The sequence below is a fragment of the Microbacterium enclense genome (genome assembly GCF_001456955.1).
Taxonomy (GTDB): domain Bacteria; phylum Actinomycetota; class Actinomycetes; order Actinomycetales; family Microbacteriaceae; genus Microbacterium; species Microbacterium enclense.
In genome coordinates this window covers 279608-297924 of the sequence record NZ_KQ758469.1, presented here as the reverse complement: position 1 = coordinate 297924, position 18317 = coordinate 279608, and the positions used below count along the sequence as shown (strand labels likewise).

16 protein-coding genes are annotated in these 18317 nt (G+C 71.3%); 15 read left to right on the top strand and 1 reads right to left on the bottom strand.

What is annotated here, in order from left to right; all coding sequences use genetic code 11:
* Positions 1 to 79 precede the first annotated feature (79 nt).
* The 9 genes from AS029_RS07150 (at position 80) to AS029_RS07110 (ending at position 10672) form a co-directional block, all read left to right on the top strand.
* Positions 80 to 1024: an aldo/keto reductase gene (locus AS029_RS07150; protein ID WP_058231892.1), complete on the top strand. Its 945-nt coding sequence runs from the start codon at positions 80 to 82 to the stop codon at positions 1022 to 1024.
* A complete protein-coding gene (locus tag AS029_RS07145; protein WP_082642202.1) occupies positions 1021 to 2334 on the top strand; it encodes an amidohydrolase in 1314 nt (437 codons plus the stop codon). Before AS029_RS07150 ends, AS029_RS07145 begins: the two co-directional genes overlap by 4 nt.
* Entirely contained in the window at positions 2331 to 3344 is a 1014-nt protein-coding gene (locus tag AS029_RS07140; RefSeq protein ID WP_228375899.1) for an ABC transporter permease, read from the top strand. Before AS029_RS07145 ends, AS029_RS07140 begins: the two co-directional genes overlap by 4 nt.
* Complete coding sequence (locus AS029_RS07135) at positions 3341 to 4195, top strand: ABC transporter permease (RefSeq protein ID WP_058231891.1); 855 nt, start codon at positions 3341 to 3343, stop codon at positions 4193 to 4195. The genes AS029_RS07140 and AS029_RS07135 overlap by 4 nt, the downstream gene beginning before the upstream one ends.
* Positions 4192 to 5892, top strand: a complete 1701-nt coding sequence (locus tag AS029_RS07130; RefSeq protein ID WP_058231890.1) for a dipeptide ABC transporter ATP-binding protein — start codon at positions 4192 to 4194, stop codon at positions 5890 to 5892. The genes AS029_RS07135 and AS029_RS07130 overlap by 4 nt, the downstream gene beginning before the upstream one ends.
* 21 nt (positions 5893 to 5913) lie before the next feature.
* Entirely contained in the window at positions 5914 to 7575 is a 1662-nt protein-coding gene (locus AS029_RS07125; RefSeq protein WP_058231889.1) for an ABC transporter substrate-binding protein, read from the top strand.
* A gap of 69 nt (positions 7576 to 7644) precedes the next feature.
* Positions 7645 to 8778, top strand: a complete 1134-nt coding sequence (locus AS029_RS07120; RefSeq protein ID WP_058231888.1) for an LLM class flavin-dependent oxidoreductase — start codon at positions 7645 to 7647, stop codon at positions 8776 to 8778.
* Positions 8775 to 9893: an LLM class flavin-dependent oxidoreductase gene (locus AS029_RS07115; RefSeq protein ID WP_058231887.1), complete on the top strand. Its 1119-nt coding sequence runs from the start codon at positions 8775 to 8777 to the stop codon at positions 9891 to 9893. Before AS029_RS07120 ends, AS029_RS07115 begins: the two co-directional genes overlap by 4 nt.
* Positions 9890 to 10672 (top strand): DUF1684 domain-containing protein, encoded by a 783-nt coding sequence (locus AS029_RS07110; protein ID WP_074615890.1) that lies wholly within the window; start codon positions 9890 to 9892, stop codon positions 10670 to 10672. The genes AS029_RS07115 and AS029_RS07110 overlap by 4 nt, the downstream gene beginning before the upstream one ends.
* A 39-nt stretch (positions 10673 to 10711) precedes the next feature.
* Here the strand turns inward: AS029_RS07110 and AS029_RS07105 are convergent, their stop codons facing one another.
* Positions 10712 to 11290, bottom strand: coding sequence for a DinB family protein (locus AS029_RS07105; RefSeq protein ID WP_058231885.1), 579 nt, complete (start codon positions 11288 to 11290; stop codon positions 10712 to 10714).
* 133 nt (positions 11291 to 11423) lie between these two features.
* Between AS029_RS07105 and pdxH the strand changes: the two genes are divergently transcribed.
* The 6 genes from pdxH (at position 11424) to AS029_RS07080 (ending at position 18102) form a co-directional block, all read left to right on the top strand.
* The gene (pdxH, locus tag AS029_RS07100; RefSeq protein WP_058231884.1) at positions 11424 to 12065 is read left to right on the top strand and encodes a pyridoxamine 5'-phosphate oxidase; all 642 of its coding nucleotides are present in this window, start codon (positions 11424 to 11426) and stop codon (positions 12063 to 12065) included.
* A gap of 249 nt (positions 12066 to 12314) precedes the next feature.
* A complete protein-coding gene (locus tag AS029_RS07095; protein ID WP_058231883.1) occupies positions 12315 to 13469 on the top strand; it encodes a GTPase family protein in 1155 nt (384 codons plus the stop codon).
* 43 nt (positions 13470 to 13512) lie between these two features.
* Positions 13513 to 14172 (top strand): HEAT repeat domain-containing protein, encoded by a 660-nt coding sequence (locus tag AS029_RS07090; protein ID WP_058231882.1) that lies wholly within the window; start codon positions 13513 to 13515, stop codon positions 14170 to 14172.
* 256 nt (positions 14173 to 14428) lie between these two features.
* Positions 14429 to 15646: an acyltransferase family protein gene (locus AS029_RS07085; protein WP_058231881.1), complete on the top strand. Its 1218-nt coding sequence runs from the start codon at positions 14429 to 14431 to the stop codon at positions 15644 to 15646.
* 119 nt (positions 15647 to 15765) lie between these two features.
* A complete protein-coding gene (locus AS029_RS17535) occupies positions 15766 to 15924 on the top strand; it encodes a hypothetical protein (protein WP_167345235.1) in 159 nt (52 codons plus the stop codon).
* 690 nt (positions 15925 to 16614) lie between these two features.
* Positions 16615 to 18102, top strand: a complete 1488-nt coding sequence (locus AS029_RS07080; RefSeq protein ID WP_058231880.1) for an SDR family oxidoreductase — start codon at positions 16615 to 16617, stop codon at positions 18100 to 18102.
* The last annotated feature ends 215 nt before the right edge of the window (positions 18103 to 18317 follow it).

Below are 18317 nucleotides of genomic sequence, written 5' to 3'. Positions count from 1 at the left end.
CTCTCGTGACGGCGCCCCATCGACGCCCCGCGTCGTCCCCCCTAGCGTCATGGCTCACCCGACCCCTCGAAGGATTCCCGTGACCCTCGCCCCGCCCTCCGCCCTGCCCGATTCGTCCGTGGCCGACCGCCTCGTCATCGCCGGCCGCCGCGTGTCGCGCCTCGCCCTCGGCGGTGCGCGGCTCACCGCGGGCGACGGATGGGGCGTCCCGCGCGACCTCGAGGTGCCTCGTGGGATCCTCCGTGCCGCCCTGGAGGCGGGCATCGATCACATCGACACCGCCGACGCGCTCGGTCCGGCCGTGAGCGAGCAGATCATCGGCGACGTCATCGGCGACCGCGACGACGTGCTCGTGGCCACGAAGGTCGGGATGCTGCGCCCGGGACCGGGTGAATGGGGCGTGCTCGGCCGACCCGACTACCTCCGCCAGCAGGTGCACGCGAGCCTGTTCCGGCTGCGCCGCGAGCGGATCGACCTCGTCTACCTCCACCGCATCGACCCCGACTACCCTCTCGCCGACCAGCTCGGCGCCCTCCAGCAGCTGCAAACGCAGGGCCTCATCGGGCACATCGGTGTCAGTCAGCCCACCGCGTCGCAGCTCGAAGACGTGCTCGCCCTCGAGCCCGATCTCGCCGCCGTCCAGAGTCTCTACAACGTCGCCGCTCGTGGAGACGCAGAACTCGCCCGCACGCTCGAGGTGCGTGGCATCCCGTTCCTGGCCTACTGGCCGTTGCTCGGACGCGGGATCGCCGCAGACCGCCACCGAGCGCTCTTCGAGGGCCTGGCGTCGATCGGCGGTCCTCTCGGCCTCGACGGCCCGCAGGTCGCGCTCGCCTGGATCTTCTCGACCCTGCCGGGGGCCGGAGCCGTCGTGGGCAGCCGATCGGCCGCACACCTGCGCTCGAATGCGCGCTCCGCGGGGCTCCGCCTCGACGTCGAGAACCTCGGTCGGGTGACCGCGCTCGTGGACGACGTGCTCGGCGACACCGTCTTCGACCCCCGCCACTCGAAGGACGAACGATGACCGTGACGCACCCCGTCGATCCCCTCGACGTCTACACCGACTGGGGTCGCCGCCGTGCCCGTGCGGTCGCGGACGAGACGCCGCGTCGTGACCACCGCGGCGCCGCGCCGGGCGTGCACGCCGCGATCGCGGAGCGCGTCGAGGCCCTGCGCCCCGAGCTCATCGCCCTCGCGACCGACCTGCACGCCCATCCCGAGGTGGGGTTCGAGGAGGTGCGCAGCGCCGCCCGCATCGCCGACCTGCTCGACACGCACGGCGCCGCCGTCGAACGAGCCGCCTTCGGCCTTCCGACGGCGTTCCGCGCCACCCGCGGGTCGACCGGGCCGCACTTCGCGCTGATCGCGGAGTACGACGCGCTCCCCGGCATCGGGCACGCGTGCGGACACAACATCATCGCCGCGATCGCGGCGGGCGCCTTCCTGGCGGTTCCGGATGCCATCGGCGACGGCCGCGTGAGCATCATCGGCGCGCCCGCGGAGGAGGGCGGTGGCGGCAAGGAGCTCATCCTGCGCGCCGGGGGCTTCGACGACGTCGACGCCGCCGGCATGGTGCACCCCTCGACCGGGAACGACGTCAGCCCGATCCTCGGCGGGGGTACGAGCGGCGTGCGACGCCTCACCGCGACCTACCACGGCCGGGCCGGGCACGCTGCGCTGAGTCCGTATCTCGGACTGAACGCGTTGGATGCCGTGGTGACGGCGTACCAGTCGATCGCCCTGCTGCGCCAGCACATCCTGCCCGTCGACCGCATCCACGGGATCATCACCGACGGCGGTGCGGCGGCCAACGTCGTCCCGGAACGCGCGTCGGCGGAGTTCCTCATCCGCTCCGACGACATCGACACCCTCGACGTCCTCGTGGAACGGGTGGTCGGCATCCTCGAAGCCGCCGCGCTGTCGACGGGAACCCGGCTCGACCTCGACCTCGATTTCGCGCCGCCCTACCTGCCGCTGCGGCCGAACGTCGCGTTGACGACCCGCTGGGCGGCGGCCGTGGAACGACGCGGACGCGTCGTGCCCCTGCGGTCGCGCGTTCCGCGTCAGGGCGGTCCGTCGACCGACATGGGGAACGTGAGCTGGTTCGTCCCGTCGATCCACCCGTCGCTGGGTCTCGGGGGAGCCCCGGGGGTTCTGCCGCACAACGCGGCTTTCGCCGAGACCACCGTGCAGCCGGCGGCGTTCGACGCACTCGTGGACGCCGCCATCGCCCTCGCCGGCGCGGCGGCCGATTTCCTCGCCGACGAAGACCTGCGCGCGGACGTCGCCCGGGAGTTCGCGGATGCGGGGGGACGACGGCGGGTGGGATCGTGACCCTCGAGACGACCACCGCGCAGCTCGTCGACGACGAGATCGCCGAGGTCGCGGACGAGCGCCGCGGCTCCCGCGGTCGCACGGCGGCTCGGGCCGTCCTGCGCACGCTCGTCGACATCGTCCTCGTCGTGTGGGCGGCCGCGACCCTGACGTTCCTCGCCGTGAAGCTGATCCCCGGCGACCCGCTCGACAAGCTGATGGCGGGCATCCAGGATGTCACCCCCGAGATGCGCGCCGCCGTCGCAGAGCGGTACGGACTCGATCAGCCCGTCCTCGTGCAGTACCTCTCCTATCTCGCGGGTGTCGCCCGCGGCGACCTAGGCGTGAGCTACCAACGCGGCGTCCCGGTGACCGAGGCCCTGTGGGCGGAGCTCGGCGCGACCGCGGAACTGACGGCGTGGGCCATGGTCGTGGCCATCGTGGCATCCGTCGTCCTCGCGCTGGCCACCAGCGGGCGGCGGCCCGTCGCGCGGCTGCTCGCGCAGGGGTTCGAGCTCATCGCCGTGTCGACGCCGTCGTTCTGGCTGGGCATCGTCCTCATGACGGTGTTCTCGTTCGGTCTGCGGTGGGTGCCCGCCTTCGGCGGCGACGGCCCCGCCTCCCTCGTGCTGCCGGTGGTGACCCTCGCGGTCCCGCTCATCGGCGTGCTCACGCAGGTGCTCCGCGAGCGGATGGAGCACGCGTTGCACGAGCCCTTCGTGACGACGTTGCGCTCACGCGGCCTCGGTGAGAGTGCCGTGCGCTCGCGCCACGTGCTGCGTCACGCGAGCCTGCCCGCCCTCACCCTCAGCTCCGTCATCGTCGGGTCGCTCCTCAGCGGGACGGCCGTCATCGAGACGCTCTTCGCGCGCCCCGGAATCGGGCGGCTCGCCGTCGATGCCCTGCAGGACCGCGACATTCCGCTCGTGATGGGCGTCGTCATCTTCGCCGCCTTCGTCTTCATCGTGCTGAACACGCTGGTCGACCTGCTCTACCCCCTTCTCGACCCCCGGCTCCGGAGGAACCGATGACGCTCAGCCTCACCGCCCGAACGGCGCCCGCCCGCCGCGAGCGGGTCCCCGTCGGCGTCGTGGTCGCCCTCGCCGTCATCGGCGTGCTGGTGGTGGCGGCTGTCGCCCCCGGTCTGCTCGCGACGCAGGATCCGCTCGCCAGCGACCCGGCCGACGCCTTCGCTCCACCGAGCGCCGAGCATTGGCTCGGCACCGATCAACTCGGACGCGACCTCTACTCCCGGCTCGTCCACGGCGCGTGGTACTCGCTCTCGCTCGGCGTCGGTGCCACCGTGATCGCCGTCGCCGGTGGCATCCTGCTCGGGGTGATCGCGGGCTACGCGCGCGGCATCACCGACCGCGTGGTCTCGCGGGGGCTGGACGTGCTGCTGGCCTTCCCCGAGGTGCTCGTCGCCCTCGTCGCGATCGCCGTCCTCGGACCCGGCCAGGCCAGCGTCATCTGGGCGGTCGGACTCGGGCGCATCCCGGGCTCCGCGCGTCTCGTGCGCTCGCAGGTCTTGCAGGTGCGCCAGTCGGACTACGTGGGCAGCGCCGTGACGCTCGGGCTGTCGCCGCTGCGCCTGATCGCCCGCCACGTGGTGCCCAACAGCCTGGGGCCCGTTCTCGTGAACGCGGTGCTCGGGGTCGGTGTGTCGATCATCTTCGGTGCCGCCCTCAGCTTCCTGGGGCTGGGTGCCGTTCCTCCCACCCCGGAGTGGGGCCTCGTGCTGGCCGAGTCACGGCAGTACCTCTCGATCGCGCCCGCGCTGTCGATCTGGCCCGGACTCTGCATCACGGTGACGGTCGTGGCGATCACCGTGGCGGGTCGCTGGGCGCAGCAGCGCTACGTCTCCCGACGGAGCTCGCTGTGAGCCGCCCGCTGGTGCGTGTCCGCGATCTGAGCGTGCGCTTCGGCGACGCCCCGGCGGTCGAGGGCGTGAGTTTCGACCTCGAGCCGGGACGATGCGTCGCGCTCGTGGGCGAGTCGGGGTCGGGCAAGTCGGTTACCGGGCGCAGCCTGCTCGGCCTGGTCGGGCCCGGATCGCTCGTGGAGGCCGACGAACTCAGCCTCGACGGTGCCGACCTGCGTTCCTTCTCCGAGCGCGAGTGGCGGCGCGTCCGCGGGGGAGACGTGGCTCTCGTGCTCCAGGACGCCCTGGTCTCGCTCGACCCGCTGGTGCGGATCGGCTCGCAGGTGACCGACGCGGTCCGGGTCCATTCGGATGCCACGGGCCGCGCCCGCCGCGCACGGGCCCTGAGTCTGCTCGCCGACGTCGGCGTGCCCGAACCGGAACTGCGGGCGGCGCAGTACCCGCACGAGCTGTCGGGGGGACTCCGCCAGCGTGCATTGATCGCGAGCGCCCTGGCCGCCTCTCCGCGCGTGCTCATCGCGGACGAGCCGACGACCGCCCTGGACGTCACCGTGCAGCGGCAGGTGCTGCAGCTGCTCGGTCGCGTTCGCCAGGCCGGCACCGCGCTGCTGCTGATCAGCCACGACCTCGCGGTCGTGGCGCAACTGGCCGACGAGATCCTCGTGCTCAAGGATGGCCGCGTCGTCGAGCGCGGTGCCCCGCGCGAGGTGCTCACCGCTCCCACCGATTCGTACACGCGGCGTCTCATCGCCGCCATCCCCTCGGGGCGCACGCGCGGCGAGCGCCTCTCGGGTGCGGCATCCGTCTCCCTCGCGCCCGCCCCGCGTGCCCGCCCGGCTGGGCGGACGGCCCTGCGCGCCGAGGCCCCCGCCGTTGCGGCCCCCGGCGCCGATACCACCGCCGCAGCGGGTGCCCGCCCGCCCGCTCCTGTGCTGACGGCGCACGGGCTCACCAAGACCTACCGCCGTCCCGACGGGGGCCGCCTGCGCGCCGTCGACGACGTGTCGTTCGCCCTCGCCCGGGGCTCCGCACTGGGTGTGGTGGGCGAGTCGGGTTCGGGCAAGTCGACCGTCGCGGGGATCGTGCTCGGTCTCACGACCCCCGACGCCGGCTCGGTCGACCTCGACGGCACCCCCTGGGTTCCGGCCCCCGAGCGCCTCCGCCGCCCCCGCCGCCATGGCATCCAGGTGATCTCCCAAGACCCGCTCGGTTCGTTCGATCCTCGTCACACCGTCGAGGCGATCGTCTCCGAGGCGCTCGCACAGGCCGGGGTGGCTCGTCGCGACCGCCGGGAACGAGCGGCGAGCCTGCTGGAGCAGGTCGGGCTCGATGCGAGCCTGCTGTCGCGGCATCCGCTCACCCTCTCCGGCGGACAACGCCAACGCGTCGCGATCGTGCGGGCGCTCGCCGTGGAGCCCGAGGTTCTGGTGTGCGACGAGCCCGTCTCGGCGCTCGACGTCTCCGTGCAGGCGCAGGTGCTCGACCTGCTTGCCGACCTGCGCGCGCAGCTCGGCATCAGCCTGCTGTTCATCTCGCACGACCTGGGGGTGGTGCGCCACGTCGCCGACGACGTGGTGGTCATGCGCAGCGGCCGGATCGTCGAATCCGGTCCTGTCGACACGGTCTTCGACGACCCCCGGCATCCGTACACCCGGGAACTCATCCGAGCGATCCCCACTCTCCTCACCCGACCCTGACACAGCCCGAGAAAGAACCTCATGTCCCGTAGAACTCGCCTCATCGCCCCGGCGCTCGCCGTGGCCGCAGCGTTGCTGCTCTCTTCCTGCGCCGGCGGCGGCGCCTCCGCGCCGAGCGCAGACGTCCCCGCCGATCCGGTGTCGGGAGGCACGCTCACCTACCTCGCCAACACCGAACCGCCCGTGTGGGACGGCCAGCGCATCCCGAGCCTGAACGTCAACTCGATCAACAGCTCGATCTTCGACACGCTCGTCGCCCAGGATGCCGACGGCACCTACAAGCCGGGCCTGGCGACGTCGTGGGAGATCAGCGACGACGGCCTGACCTACACCTTCGACCTGCGCGAGGGCGTCACCTTCCACGACGGCAGTCCCTTCGACGCGGCGGTGCTGAAGCAGAACATCGACCGCCCGCTCAACGAGCCCGACCTCGCCACCGTGTCCACCGGCATCGCCGCGACCGAGGTGGTCGACGAGAACACCCTGAAGGTCACGCTGTCGCGTCCGAACGCGGCACTCATCCACGCGTTCTCCACCCCGCACTGGCCGATCTACTCCGGCGTGGTGCTCACGGAGCACACGCCCGCTGAACTCAGCAGCAATCCGTTGCTGTCGATCGGCACCGGCCCCTTCAAGGTCGCCGAGTACACCAAGGGCAGCAAGCTCGTGCTCGAGCGCAACGACGCCTACGACTGGGCGCCCGAGACCTGGGGCCACACCGGCGCCGCCTACCTCGACGAAGTCGTCGTCCAGTTCGTGCCCGAGCCGCAGGCGCGCATCGGAGCCCTCACCTCCGACCAGGCCGACGCGGTCGATCAGGTACCGCCGTTGAACATCGCCGAGGTCGAAGCCGCGGGAGACACCGTGCTGCAGCAGGACAACACCGGCACGCCCTACTACCTCGCGCTCAACCCGAACATCGCCCCGTTCGACGACCGCGACGTGCGTCTGGCCTTCCGCTCCGCGATCGACGTGGACGGACTCCTCCAGGGCGTGTACGGCGGCGTGTACCAGAAGGCGTGGTCGACCACGCTCCCGGGCACCCCTCCCGAGGGAGCGTTCGACGAGTCGCTCGTCGGCTCGTGGGGATACGACCTCGACCAAGCCGAGTCGCTGCTCAAGAAGGCGGGGTACACCGCGGTGGATGCTGAGGGCTATCGCGTCAAGGACGGCGAGCGCCTCACCGTGCAGTGGGCCGTCGACAGCCTGTACGTGCAGACCGACCAGCGTCAGCAGCTCGGTGAGGCCATCGCGTCGTCGCTGAAGAAAGCCGGCTTCGACGTTGTGCGCAAGCCGTACGACACCGCATCGTTCACGACCGAGCTGACCAAGGGCGAGCACAACCTCGCCGACGCCTCGCGCGGCTTCGCCGACGTAGGGACGAGTGTCGTGCCGTTCACCACCCGGGCCATCCCGTCGTCCGGCGGCGGGTCGGGCATCAACTACGGCCTCGTGAGCGACCCGGCCATCGACGCGGCGTACGGGGTGATCTCGTCGAGTCTCGACCCGCAGGAGCGCATCGATGCCGCGCACGAGGTGCAGCATCGCATCCTCGACGAGGGCTACGCCGTGCCGCTCTACATCCCCCAGAAGATCGTCGGCACGACCTCCGCCGTGCAGGGCTGGAAGTTCGACAAGGTCGGCTACACCGACTCGTTCTACGACGTCTGGCTCGCGCCCTAATCCCTCTTTGCCGGGGCGGCGTCTCGACGTCGCCCCGGCTCCTCTCGATCCCTTCACGGAAAACGAACCATGCCTCGTATCGATCTCTTCTCCTACGGCGACGTCTCGCCGGGACAGTCGCCCGCCGCTTTCTACCGTGAGCTCGAAGAACAGGTCGTGCTGGGCGACCAGCTCGGCTACCACGGTGTCTGGGTCACCGAGCATCACTTCCGCATGCGCGGCGAAGTGCCCGATCCCCTCACCCTGTTCGCGCGGTTGAGCGGCGTCACCTCCCGCATCCGGCTCGGTACCTCGATCGTGTGCGCGCCGTTCTACCACCCCATTCGACTCGCCGAGCAGGCGCTGCTCGTCGACACGCTCTCGGGCGGACGTCTCGACCTGGGCGTGGGCACCGGCATCGCGAACGAGGAATTCGCGGCCGTCTGGGGCTTCGAGAGAGCCGACGCCCCCGAACGTGCGCGCGAGGTCGTCGAGATCCTGCGTCAGGCGATCGATGACGGCGTCGTCGACTTCGAGGGACAGTTCTACTCCTTCCGCGACGTCGAGATCTCCCCGCCCGCGGGGCGACCGGCGCGCGATCTGCTGTGGACGGCGGCCGGGCGCAATGCCGTGTCGCTGGCCCGCCAGCACGGCCTGCGCCTGATGATCCCGCGGCCGCTACCCCTGGCCGAACGCCTGCGGATCAACGCCGAGTACCGCGACGCGGTGCCGGATGGGGAGGTCATCCACCTTCGGTCCGGGCTCGTCGCCCCCACCCGACAGCAGGCTCGCGAGCGGGCGGTGGAGTTCCTCCGCGAATACGCCGCGATCTACCTCCGCACGCACTGGCGTGGAGGTCCCGACAGCGCCAGCTTCGACGACATCGCCGAAAAGCTCAGCTTCGCGGTGGGCACGGCCTCCGAGGTCGCCGACCGCATCTGGGAGTGGACCGAGCAGTTCGGGGGCACCGAGGAGACGGCGATCCAGTTCCAGGGTCCGCACGTCGCGCACGCCCACGTGCTCGAGTCCATCGAGCTCTTCGCCGAACAGCTTCCGCAGCTGCAGGCCGACGCCGCGCGCACCTCCGTGCCGTGGGTCGACCGCGGCATCCCCGCCCGTGCCCTCCCCTCCGAGCTCGCACCGTACACCGACCGTCTCGCCGAGCCCGACGTGAGTGTCGAGCGGGTCGGCATCCGTTCCGAAACCGCAGGAGTCCTTTCATGACCGCTCGTCCGCTTCCCAGCACCCTCGATGCGCGCGCCGACAGCCCGCTCGGCGAGCGCCTCCGGGTCGGATTCATCACGCACCTCGACCAGCACGACGACCTCTCGCGCATCTACCGCGACAACATCCGCCTCGTGCAGGGGCTCGAGGCACTCGGTTACGACAGCGCCTGGATCGCCACCCGGCACTTCTTCTCGGGCTGGGCCGCGCTGCCCTCGCCCTACGCGTTCCTGGGGGCCGCGGCGGTGAGCACCTCGCACATCGCGCTGGGCACGGCTGTGCTGCCGGTGGTCCTGGATGACGCGGTGCGGGTCGCCGAGGACCTCGCCGTCATCGACCACCTCTCGCAGGGGCGTCTGCTCGCGGGGCTCGGCAAGGGCGTGCCGAGCGACTCGTTCCACGTGTTCGAGGCCTACAGCCCCGACCGCGACGGAACCTTCGAGGCCAAGCTCGACACCCTCAGCTGGGGCCTGCACGGCAATGCCGTCGAGGGGGGCTCGGCATCGATCTGGCCGCCGGCGCCCGCACTCGAGGGGCGGCAGTTCGCGGGGAGCTCCAACATCGAGAGCATCCGCGCCGCCGCCCGCCGCGGTATCGGACTGATCCTCGAGCGCTTCGGCAACGGGCCCGAGCGCACGCCCGAAGCCCGCGCGGGCTTCCAGAAGCGCCAGGCCGATTCGGTCGCCGAGTACCGCCGTGTGTTCGCCGAGACCTGGGGCGACAGCCGAACCCCTTACGTCATCACCTCGCGGTCCGCGTTCCCCGGCCCCACGACCGACGCCGCGCTCGCCGAAGCCGCTGAGACCGCCTCCCGCTGGAACAGCTTCGCCGCGCAGATCGGGCGGGTGGACGCCTCCCGCTCGGTGGCCGAGCAGTTCCTCTCGGACAACTTCGCCTGGGGCGACCCGCGGGCCCTCGCCGACGACCTGCTGGCCGATCCCACCGTGGCGCTGACCGACGAGCTGGTGCTCGGCATCCATCCCGTCACCGCGTCGATCGACGACACCCTCGAGAAGGCCCGCATCCTCCTCGAAGACGTGGTGCCGCTGGTCGAGGAGGGGTGGCGGGAGGCTCGTTCGGATGTGCGCGCGCCCGCGCAGGCGGTCAGCTCGTGAGCACGGACTTCGCCGAGCGGTGGGAGCGTTGGCACACGGCGCGCGAGCGGTCGGTGCTCGCGCCGCACGGCGTGGCGTCGCTCGCGATCACGGCGTGGCTCACGCCCGACGCCCGGGTCGTCGACGGGGCCGAGGGGCGGTGGCGGGGCGACGGTGACCGCGCCGTCGGATCGGGTCTCTCGACGGCGGGGTACCGCGACGCCGACGGCACCCCGATCGGCGACGAGGTCACATTGCGCGCGGGCGAGATCCTCACCGACGGTGAGCGGGAGCTGCGCGCCTATGCCCGTGACGGCGCCCCGGCGCTCCGGGTGTTCGACCCGCAGACCGCGAGCCGCCTCCGCGTCGCCGGCATCGACGCGTGGGAACCGCGCGAGGAGTGGTCGGTGACCGCGCGCTTCGAGCCCGTCGACACCCCGCGCGAGGTCGAGTCGGTCGACGGACATCGATCGTTCGCCGCGACGACGGGCCTTCTGCACCTCGTGACGCCCGACGGTCGGGAGCGGACGCTGGATGCCACGGTGGGTGCGGATGCGCTCTCGGTCGTGTTCGCCGACGCCACCAGCGGGCGGGAGTCGTATCGCTTCCGCTTCCTGCGCGTCGACCTGCCGGATGCCGAGGGCCGGACGCGCGTCGACTTCACGCGCGCGTTCCTGCCGCCGTGCGCCTTCAGCGACCACTACGTGTGCCCGTTGCCCTCCGCCCGCAATCGACTGGATCTCGCGGTCGAGGCGGGAGAGAGGGTGCCGCGCCTTCGCGAGGCCGCGGACGCGCTCTGACGCGCCGAGCCGGTCAGGACCGGTTCGTCCCGGCTGCTCTCAGGGCTGCCAGAACCCCAGGGTGCAGAGCAGCCGCGTCTCGTCGTCGGCATCCGCCGGGGGTTCGATGGCTGGGGGGAACACTCCCCACTGCCGCCATTCGTCGGCGTGCGGCACGACGTGCTCGGTGAACCCGGCGATCAGCTCGGGGGAGAGGTGGAACGGGATGCCGAAGTGCTTCGCGATCGAGTACGCCTGGAACGCCCGGTAGGTCGCCATGTGCGTGAGTCCTTCGGCGGCGGGGTAGTCGCCGTAGGTGAATCGGAAGGTGTCGGCCATGTCGCCCGCGCGGACAGCCGCCGTCGCCTCGTCGTTCAGGGCGTCGTACGCGGCGATGGGGTCGTCGCCGAGCAGGTCGACGTCGGCGAACGGATCGCCGTCGGCGGCCGCGCGACCGGCGATCACGTCGGGGATCCACGCCTCGTCGTAGGCGTGGCGCCCGAGGATGCCGAGCAGCGTGGGCGATTCGAGCTGGCTCCACTCCTTCGGCACGGCGGCCGAGAAGTCTGCGGGGTCGAGCTGGTCGACGACCTCGCGCAGCGCGGCGTCGGACTGGAGGAAGAGGTCGGCGGGGCTCATGGCGATGAGGGTACTCCGGGCCTCCGACACCGACCAGAGGGGGCCGTCCGCCCACCATCGTCCGCCATCCCCGGCCATCCGCCATGGCCCGGCCGTACGATGGGCCTCCCGCCACCCACGCCGGAGGATCGCGATGACCGAGAACCCCCTCGCCCACCGCCTCGATTACACGCTCGACGAGCTCGACGACACCGCTCTCGCGGCATCCCCCACCGCACTTCTTCAGCGGTGGCTGCAGGATGCCGCCGATCTCCCCGAGCCGAATGCAATGGTGGTCTCGACGGTGGATGCCACCGGGGCACCGACCTCGCGCACGGTGCTGCTGCGCGGGATCGACGACGACGGCGCGCTGTGGTTCTTCACCAACCGCGAATCGCGGAAGGGCCGGGCACTCGCCGCGAACCCGGCTGTGTCGATCCTGTTCCCCTGGTACGCGCTGCAACGCCAGGTCATCGTGCTGGGCACGGCGACGCCGCTCCCGCCCGAGCGGGATGACGCCTACTTCGCATCGCGCCCGCGCGGTTCGCAGCTGTCGGCGTGGGCGAGCCATCAGTCGGAGCCGGTGGCATCCCGTGCTCTTCTCGAGGAGCAGATGGCCGAGGTGTCGCGGCGGTTCGGCGACGACGAGCCCGTGCCGCGCCCGTCGTACTGGGGTGGGTATCGCGTGGAGCCGCGCGAGATCGAGTTCTGGCAGGGGCGACCGTCGCGGCTGCACGACCGTATCGTGTTCACACGCGACGGGGAGGGATGGGCGGGGATGCGGCGGCAGCCGTGACACGTTGCTTCGCGCGGAGCGGCGAGTTGCCGGGGCGCGGCCCGCTCGACGCGGAGGGGAATCGCGGAGCGGAGGAGAATCGCGCAGCGGAGGACGCGCGCCGCGAAGAACGTCCTCCCCTCGCCGAATCACCTCCGGTCGCGATGGCCCGCGCGCAAGGGGAACCTGCGCCGAGCATGCTGCGCCGTAGATTCGTGGCATCCGCAGTCCAGCGCGAATCGCGCGTGATCCGAGTTGTGAGGCGACACCATGGCGAAGAAGAACGCGGACGGACCCGACCTCGACGACAAGGCGTTCGTCCAGGCGACGTCCGAGGCGCGTTCGCGTTACGGACGATTCAATCTCGCCATCGTCGGCAGTTCGGGTGTGGGAAAGTCGTCGCTCGTGAACGCCGTCTTCGGCCGCGACTGGGCGAAGGTCGGCCGCGGTCTGCCGGTCACGCGGGGCGTGCAGTTCTACAGCGACGATTCGCTCGGCATCTGGGACGTCGAGGGCTTCGAGATTGGGTCTCCCATCCCTCCCGACCAGCAGTTGCGCAATCATCTGGACGCCATCGCGGCGCATTCCGGTGAGCATCAGATATCCGTCGTCTGGTATTGCGTGAAGGCGAACGACGACCGACTCACCCCCGCCGACATCGCGATGATCCGCGAGCTCGATGCGCGGGGACTGCCCGTCATCCTCGTGCTGACGAAGGTCGACTGGATCAAGAATCCGATCACCGGACAGCGCGGTGTCGCGAAAGACGTCGAGGCGTTCGTCGACTGGCTGAACGATCCCGTCGACGAGGCGGGCGCGCGGCTGCACATCCCGTATCGGCGGGTCATCCTCACGTCGACGCGCGACCGGCACGGGAAGGGCAAGGGGCACGGCCTCGGTGACCTTGTCACGGAGACGCTCGCCCTCGCGCCCGAACGCGACAAGGATGCCTTTCGCATCGCACAGCGCCTCAACCTCCCGTGGAAGCGCGAGATGGCTCGCCCGATCATCGCTGCCGCGGCCGCGGCAGCCGCGGGAGCGGCGACCGTTCCGCTTCCTGTCTCGGATGCTGTCACGCTGGCGCCGATCCAGCTGACGATGATGGGGCGCATCGCCGCCATCTACGACCTCGAGGTGAAGACGATGCTCTCGGCCGGGGCCCTCGCCCAGTTCGGCGTGCAGGTCGCGGGGCGCGCGTTGGCGACCAGCTTCCTCAAGCTCATTCCGGGCGCCGGCATCGTCGTCAACGCCGCCGTGGCGGGCGCGCTTACCGCGGCGACCGGCGAGAGCTGGATGAAGATCTGCGAACTGCTGCACACCGGCAAGATCGACCCGCGCAAGCTCGACCAGGAGTGGGCGAAGTACGCGCCGAGCTTCATGGACGTCGCGCGCAAGCTCGTCGAGCGGCGCGTCACGAAGCGCTGAGCCCGCCCCGCCGTGTCCCGCACCGTGGAACGCTAGAGGCACCATGACCGAGACCACCCCCGCCGACCGCCTGCGTGCGGCCCTCGGACACCCCGATGCGTCGGCCCGACTCCAGGCCGCGCTCGCCGCGGGCACCCGCCCCGACGACAGCTACATCGCCGAGCTCGTCGCCCGGTGCGCGGTCGAGGGCGACTTCTTCGTGCGCGACATGCTCACGTGGGCGCTCACGCGGCACGACCCCGCGCTGGCTGTCGCGGCGCTGCTGCCCGAGGTGAACTCTGAGGTGCCGCAGGCACGCAGCCAGGCGCTGCACACGCTGTCGAAGATCGGCGATCCCGCCGCGTTCGCGGTGATCACGCCGGCGGTGCTGCGAGACCGTCACCCCGAGGTGGCGCGGGCGGCGTGGCGCACGGCATCCGGACTCGTTCCCGACGACGCGCACGAGTCGCTCGCCGAGGAGCTCGCCACCCAGTTCGGCCGCGGCGACCACGACACCCAGCGCAGCCTCAGCCGGGCGTTCGCGGCGATCGGCTTCCGCGCCGAGCCCACCGTCGAACGGGCGGCGGCGTCGCCCTACGACGTGGTGAGTGCGCACGCGCGAGCGACGGCGATCGTCATGGACGACCCCGACACCGAGTTCGCCGAGGCCGTCGTCGAGGCGCGACGGGTCGTGGCGCAGCGGGCCCTGCCGGCGCAGGACTGAGGCGCGCAGGCGCGAGGGGCGGTGTTCTCAGCCGCGGACCGAGCGCCGCCGCACCGTTCTCGATGCGCGCGCCGGGGAGTCGATCTCGACCAGCAGCACGCCCTCGACACCGAGCAGGAGTGTTCGTCGGGCCATGCGTCCAGTGTGGCGTCCGCCCGGCCGTCAACCCCCACGGCTTTCAGGAACTTCCTGACCACGGGGGAGTATCTTCTGGCGAAGGTCTGCGCGACTCCACGTGCTCAGGTCGGCTCCAACGGTGTCGTCGACGGGTGCGCTGTCGCGCTCGCACGCGACACGGGAGGCGACCATCACCACCACGATGACCTCGCCTCCGATGGCGACGGCGCCCGGACCCCTCGACCGCGTGCGCACCCTCCCGTCGCTCACGGGTCTGCGCTGGGCGACGGCGATGCTGATCTTCGGCCACCACCTCATGGCCGTGAACTACTTCGGCGGCAACGCCGGCGTCGTGTGGGGCGTGCTGTTCGAGGCCGGCAAAACCGGAGTGACGCTGTTCTTCATCCTTTCGGGCTTCGTGCTGGCCTGGGGCTACAAGCCGCGCCAGACCGCCCGCTCGTTCTGGTGGCATCGCGTCGCGCGCATCTATCCACTGCACCTCGTGGGCGTCGGGCTCGCGCTGCTCGCCGCCGCGACCCTGGTGCCCGAGATCCGCACCGACGGCGCCGCGCCGCTGGTCGCCAACGTCTTCCTCGTCAACGGATGGGTGCCCGACTGGTGGCAGGCGGGCAACGCCGCCAGCTGGTCGCTGGTGTGCGAGGCGTTCTTCTATCTCAGCTTCCCGTTCCTCATCCGTCCGCTGGTGCGGGCGTCGAGCCGTGTGCTGACCGTCGTCGTCGTGGCATCCCTCGTGCTCGCCGCCCTGGCCCCGCAAATCGCCGCCTTCGCGCCGGGCGTGCTGTCGTCGGCATCCACTCCGCTCCTTCGTCTGCCCGAGTTCGTGCTCGGCATGACCCTCGCCCTGATGCTGAAGAGGGGCGAATGGATGCCGTTGCGCTTGAGCATCGCGCTGCCCCTGGCCGTCGCCGGGTACGCGCTGTCGGAGGCGCCGATGCTGCCGGGCACCGACATCCATCCCGGTCTCGCCGGCACGGTCGGGTTCTACGCCCTGCTGGTTGCGGCCCTCGCCAACGCCGATGCCCGCGGACGCTCGACCTTCCTCGCCCGGCCGCTCTGGCAGGAGCTCGGGCGCGTCTCGTTCGCGTTCTACCTCGTGCACCTGCTCGTCATCGCGTCGGTGTCGTCGGGCTGGCCCGACGGGCACCCCGAGCTGCCGTGGCGGCAGGCGGTGCCGCTCGCGCTCGCCGCGTTCGCGGTCGCGCTGGCCGTCGCGTGGGCCCTGCACAAGCTGGTCGAGATCCCCGCGCAGCGGTGGCTGCTGCGGTTCGACCGGTCGCGTGCGCGGGTGCAGCCCGCGGTGGCGCGCGAGCCGGCGGAGGCCGTCGCGGCGCGGTGAGTCCGGGCGGTCGCAACCCAGTGCCCGGTGTCCCGGGTAGGGGCGCCCGGGGCCGGTGCTGCGTCATGTCCTGGGGGCGGACCTTGAGGGTGCCCGGCGCGCGTGGCTAAGCTCGGCGGATGTTCACGGGACTCGCCGGACCGCACCTGCTCATCCTGATCCTCACGTGGGGGCTCACCCTCGCGGTGGTCGGCGGCGTTCTGTACGTCGTCGTACGCCTGGCCGTGCTGCACGCGCTCAAGGCGCACACGCGCTGGGTCGACGGCGGCAAGGGCTGACGCCGCCCCGGGTGACGGGATCGTCGTCCGCCTCGACTGCCGGCTGGCGTCGCCGCCCCGACCCGCTTCACGCTCACGTGCCCGCCCGCCCTCCCCTTCCCCGGTGACTTGCGCCGTGTGTGCGCGGCGAGGGGTATTTCGCGTGCACAGGGCGCGAGTCATCGAGTTTGCCGGGCGGCCCTCGGTTCCCCGGTGACGTGAGCGTCCCCGCGGCCCTTCCTCCCGCGGTGACTTGCGCCGTGTGTACGCGGCGAGGGGCGTTTCGCGAGCACAGGGCGCAAGTCATCGAGTTTCCCGGGCGACCCTCCGTTCCCCGGTGACTTGAGGCCCTCCCTCCCCCGGTGACTTGCGCCGTGTGTACGCGGCGAGGGGTATTTCGCGTGCACGGGGCGCGAGTCATCGTGTTTCCCCGGCGACCCTCGGTTCCCCGGTGACTTGACCGTCCCCGCGGCCCTCGGTTCCCCGGTGACTTGCGCCGTGTGTACGCGGCGAGGGACGTTTTGCGTGTACAGAGCGCAAGTCATCAAGTTTCCCCGGCGACGCTCGGTTCCCCGGTGACTTGCGCCGTGTGCGCGCGGCGAGGGCGGCTCGGCGAGCACAGGGCGCACGTCACCGTTCGGGACAGGCCGGCGCCAGAGCGCGACACGCCCGGCCCACTCGTCACTCAGCAAGCCCCCGGTACACTGCCCCGTGCCCGAAACACTGCTGAGCCCCGACCGCGATGCCGCGCGGTCGACCACGATCGATCCGTACGAGCTCGAAATCGCCCTGCGCGTCATCGACGCCGCCTCCTCGCTCGATCACGACGACCCCGCCTACATCGCGCTGCGCCGCCAGACCGGCAAGCTCTACAAAGACGTCAAGCGGCAGTCGCGCAAAGAGAAGCGCCAGCGGATCGCCGAGGCCGATCGCGCCGTCGTCGCCGCCACCGCCACCGGCGCCCCCGACCGCATCGACGACGAGACCCGTGGCATCCCGCTCGCCGCCCGCACGTCGATGCCGTTCGCGGGCGAGCTGATCAAGGCGCGCGCCTGCTACATCTGCAAGGAGGACTACACCCTCGTCGACGCGTTCTATCACCAGCTCTGCCCTGACTGCGCGTCGATGAGCCACGAGAAGCGCGATGCGCGCACCGACCTCACCGGACGCCGGGCGCTGCTGACCGGCGGCCGCGCCAAGATCGGCATGTACATCGCACTGCGGCTGCTGCGCGACGGCGCGCACACCACCATCACCACCCGCTTCCCGCGCGACGCGGTGCGCCGCTTCTCGTCGCTGCCCGACAGCGCCGACTGGATCCACCGCCTCAAGGTCGTCGGCATCGACCTGCGCGACCCCGCCCAGGTGATCGGACTCGCCGAGTCGGTGGCATCCGAGGGTCCTCTCGACATCCTCATCAACAACGCCGCGCAGACCGTGCGGCGCTCGCCGGGGGCGTACAAACCCCTGGTGGATGCCGAACTGGCACCGCTTCCGGACGGCCCGCTGCCCGAGCTGCTCACCTTCGGACACACCAACGACGCGCACCCGCTCGCGCTCGCGCAGTCGGTGTCGGCGCACCCGATCCTCGCCTCGGCGGCGCGCACGGCCGAGGAGCTCACCGCCGAGGCCATGGCCGCGGGCTCGTCGTCGCTGGAGCGCCTCATGACCGGCACCGCCATTGACGCGGGCGGACTCATCCCCGACGAGGACCGCATCAACAGCTGGACGCAGCACGTCGACCAGGTCGAGCCCCTCGAGATGCTCGAGGTGCAGCTGGCCAACATGACCGCGCCGTTCCTGCTCGTCAGCCGTCTGCGGCCCGCGATGGCGGCATCCACCTTCGACCGCAAATACATCGTCAACGTCTCGGCCATGGAGGGCGTGTTCGGCCGCGGCTACAAGGGCCCCGGTCACCCGCACACCAACATGGCGAAGGCGGCGCTCAACATGCTCACGCGCACCAGCGCGCGCGAGATGTTCGAGTCGGACCGCATTCTCATGACCGCCGTCGACACCGGCTGGATCACCGACGAGCGCCCGCACTTCACCAAGGTGCGCCTGGCCGAGGAGGGCTTCCACGCCCCGCTCGACCTCGTCGACGGCGCCGCCCGTGTGTACGACCCGATCGTGCGCGGCGAGGCGGGCGAAGACTTGTTCGGCATCTTCCTGAAGGATTACCGCAAGAGCTCGTGGTGAGTCGCCGCGCGGCCCCTGCGACGTGGGGTTCTCGGGCCTCGACGTGGGGTCCCTGAGCCTGTCGAAGGGACCGGAGGCTTCGACGGGCTCAGCCTCCTCGGTGTCGTGCGTCCGGAGGCTTCGACGGGCTCAGCCTCCTCGGCGTCGTGCGTCTGGGGCTTCGACGTGGGGTCCCTGAGCCTGTCGAAGGGACCGGAGGCTTCGACGGGCTCAGC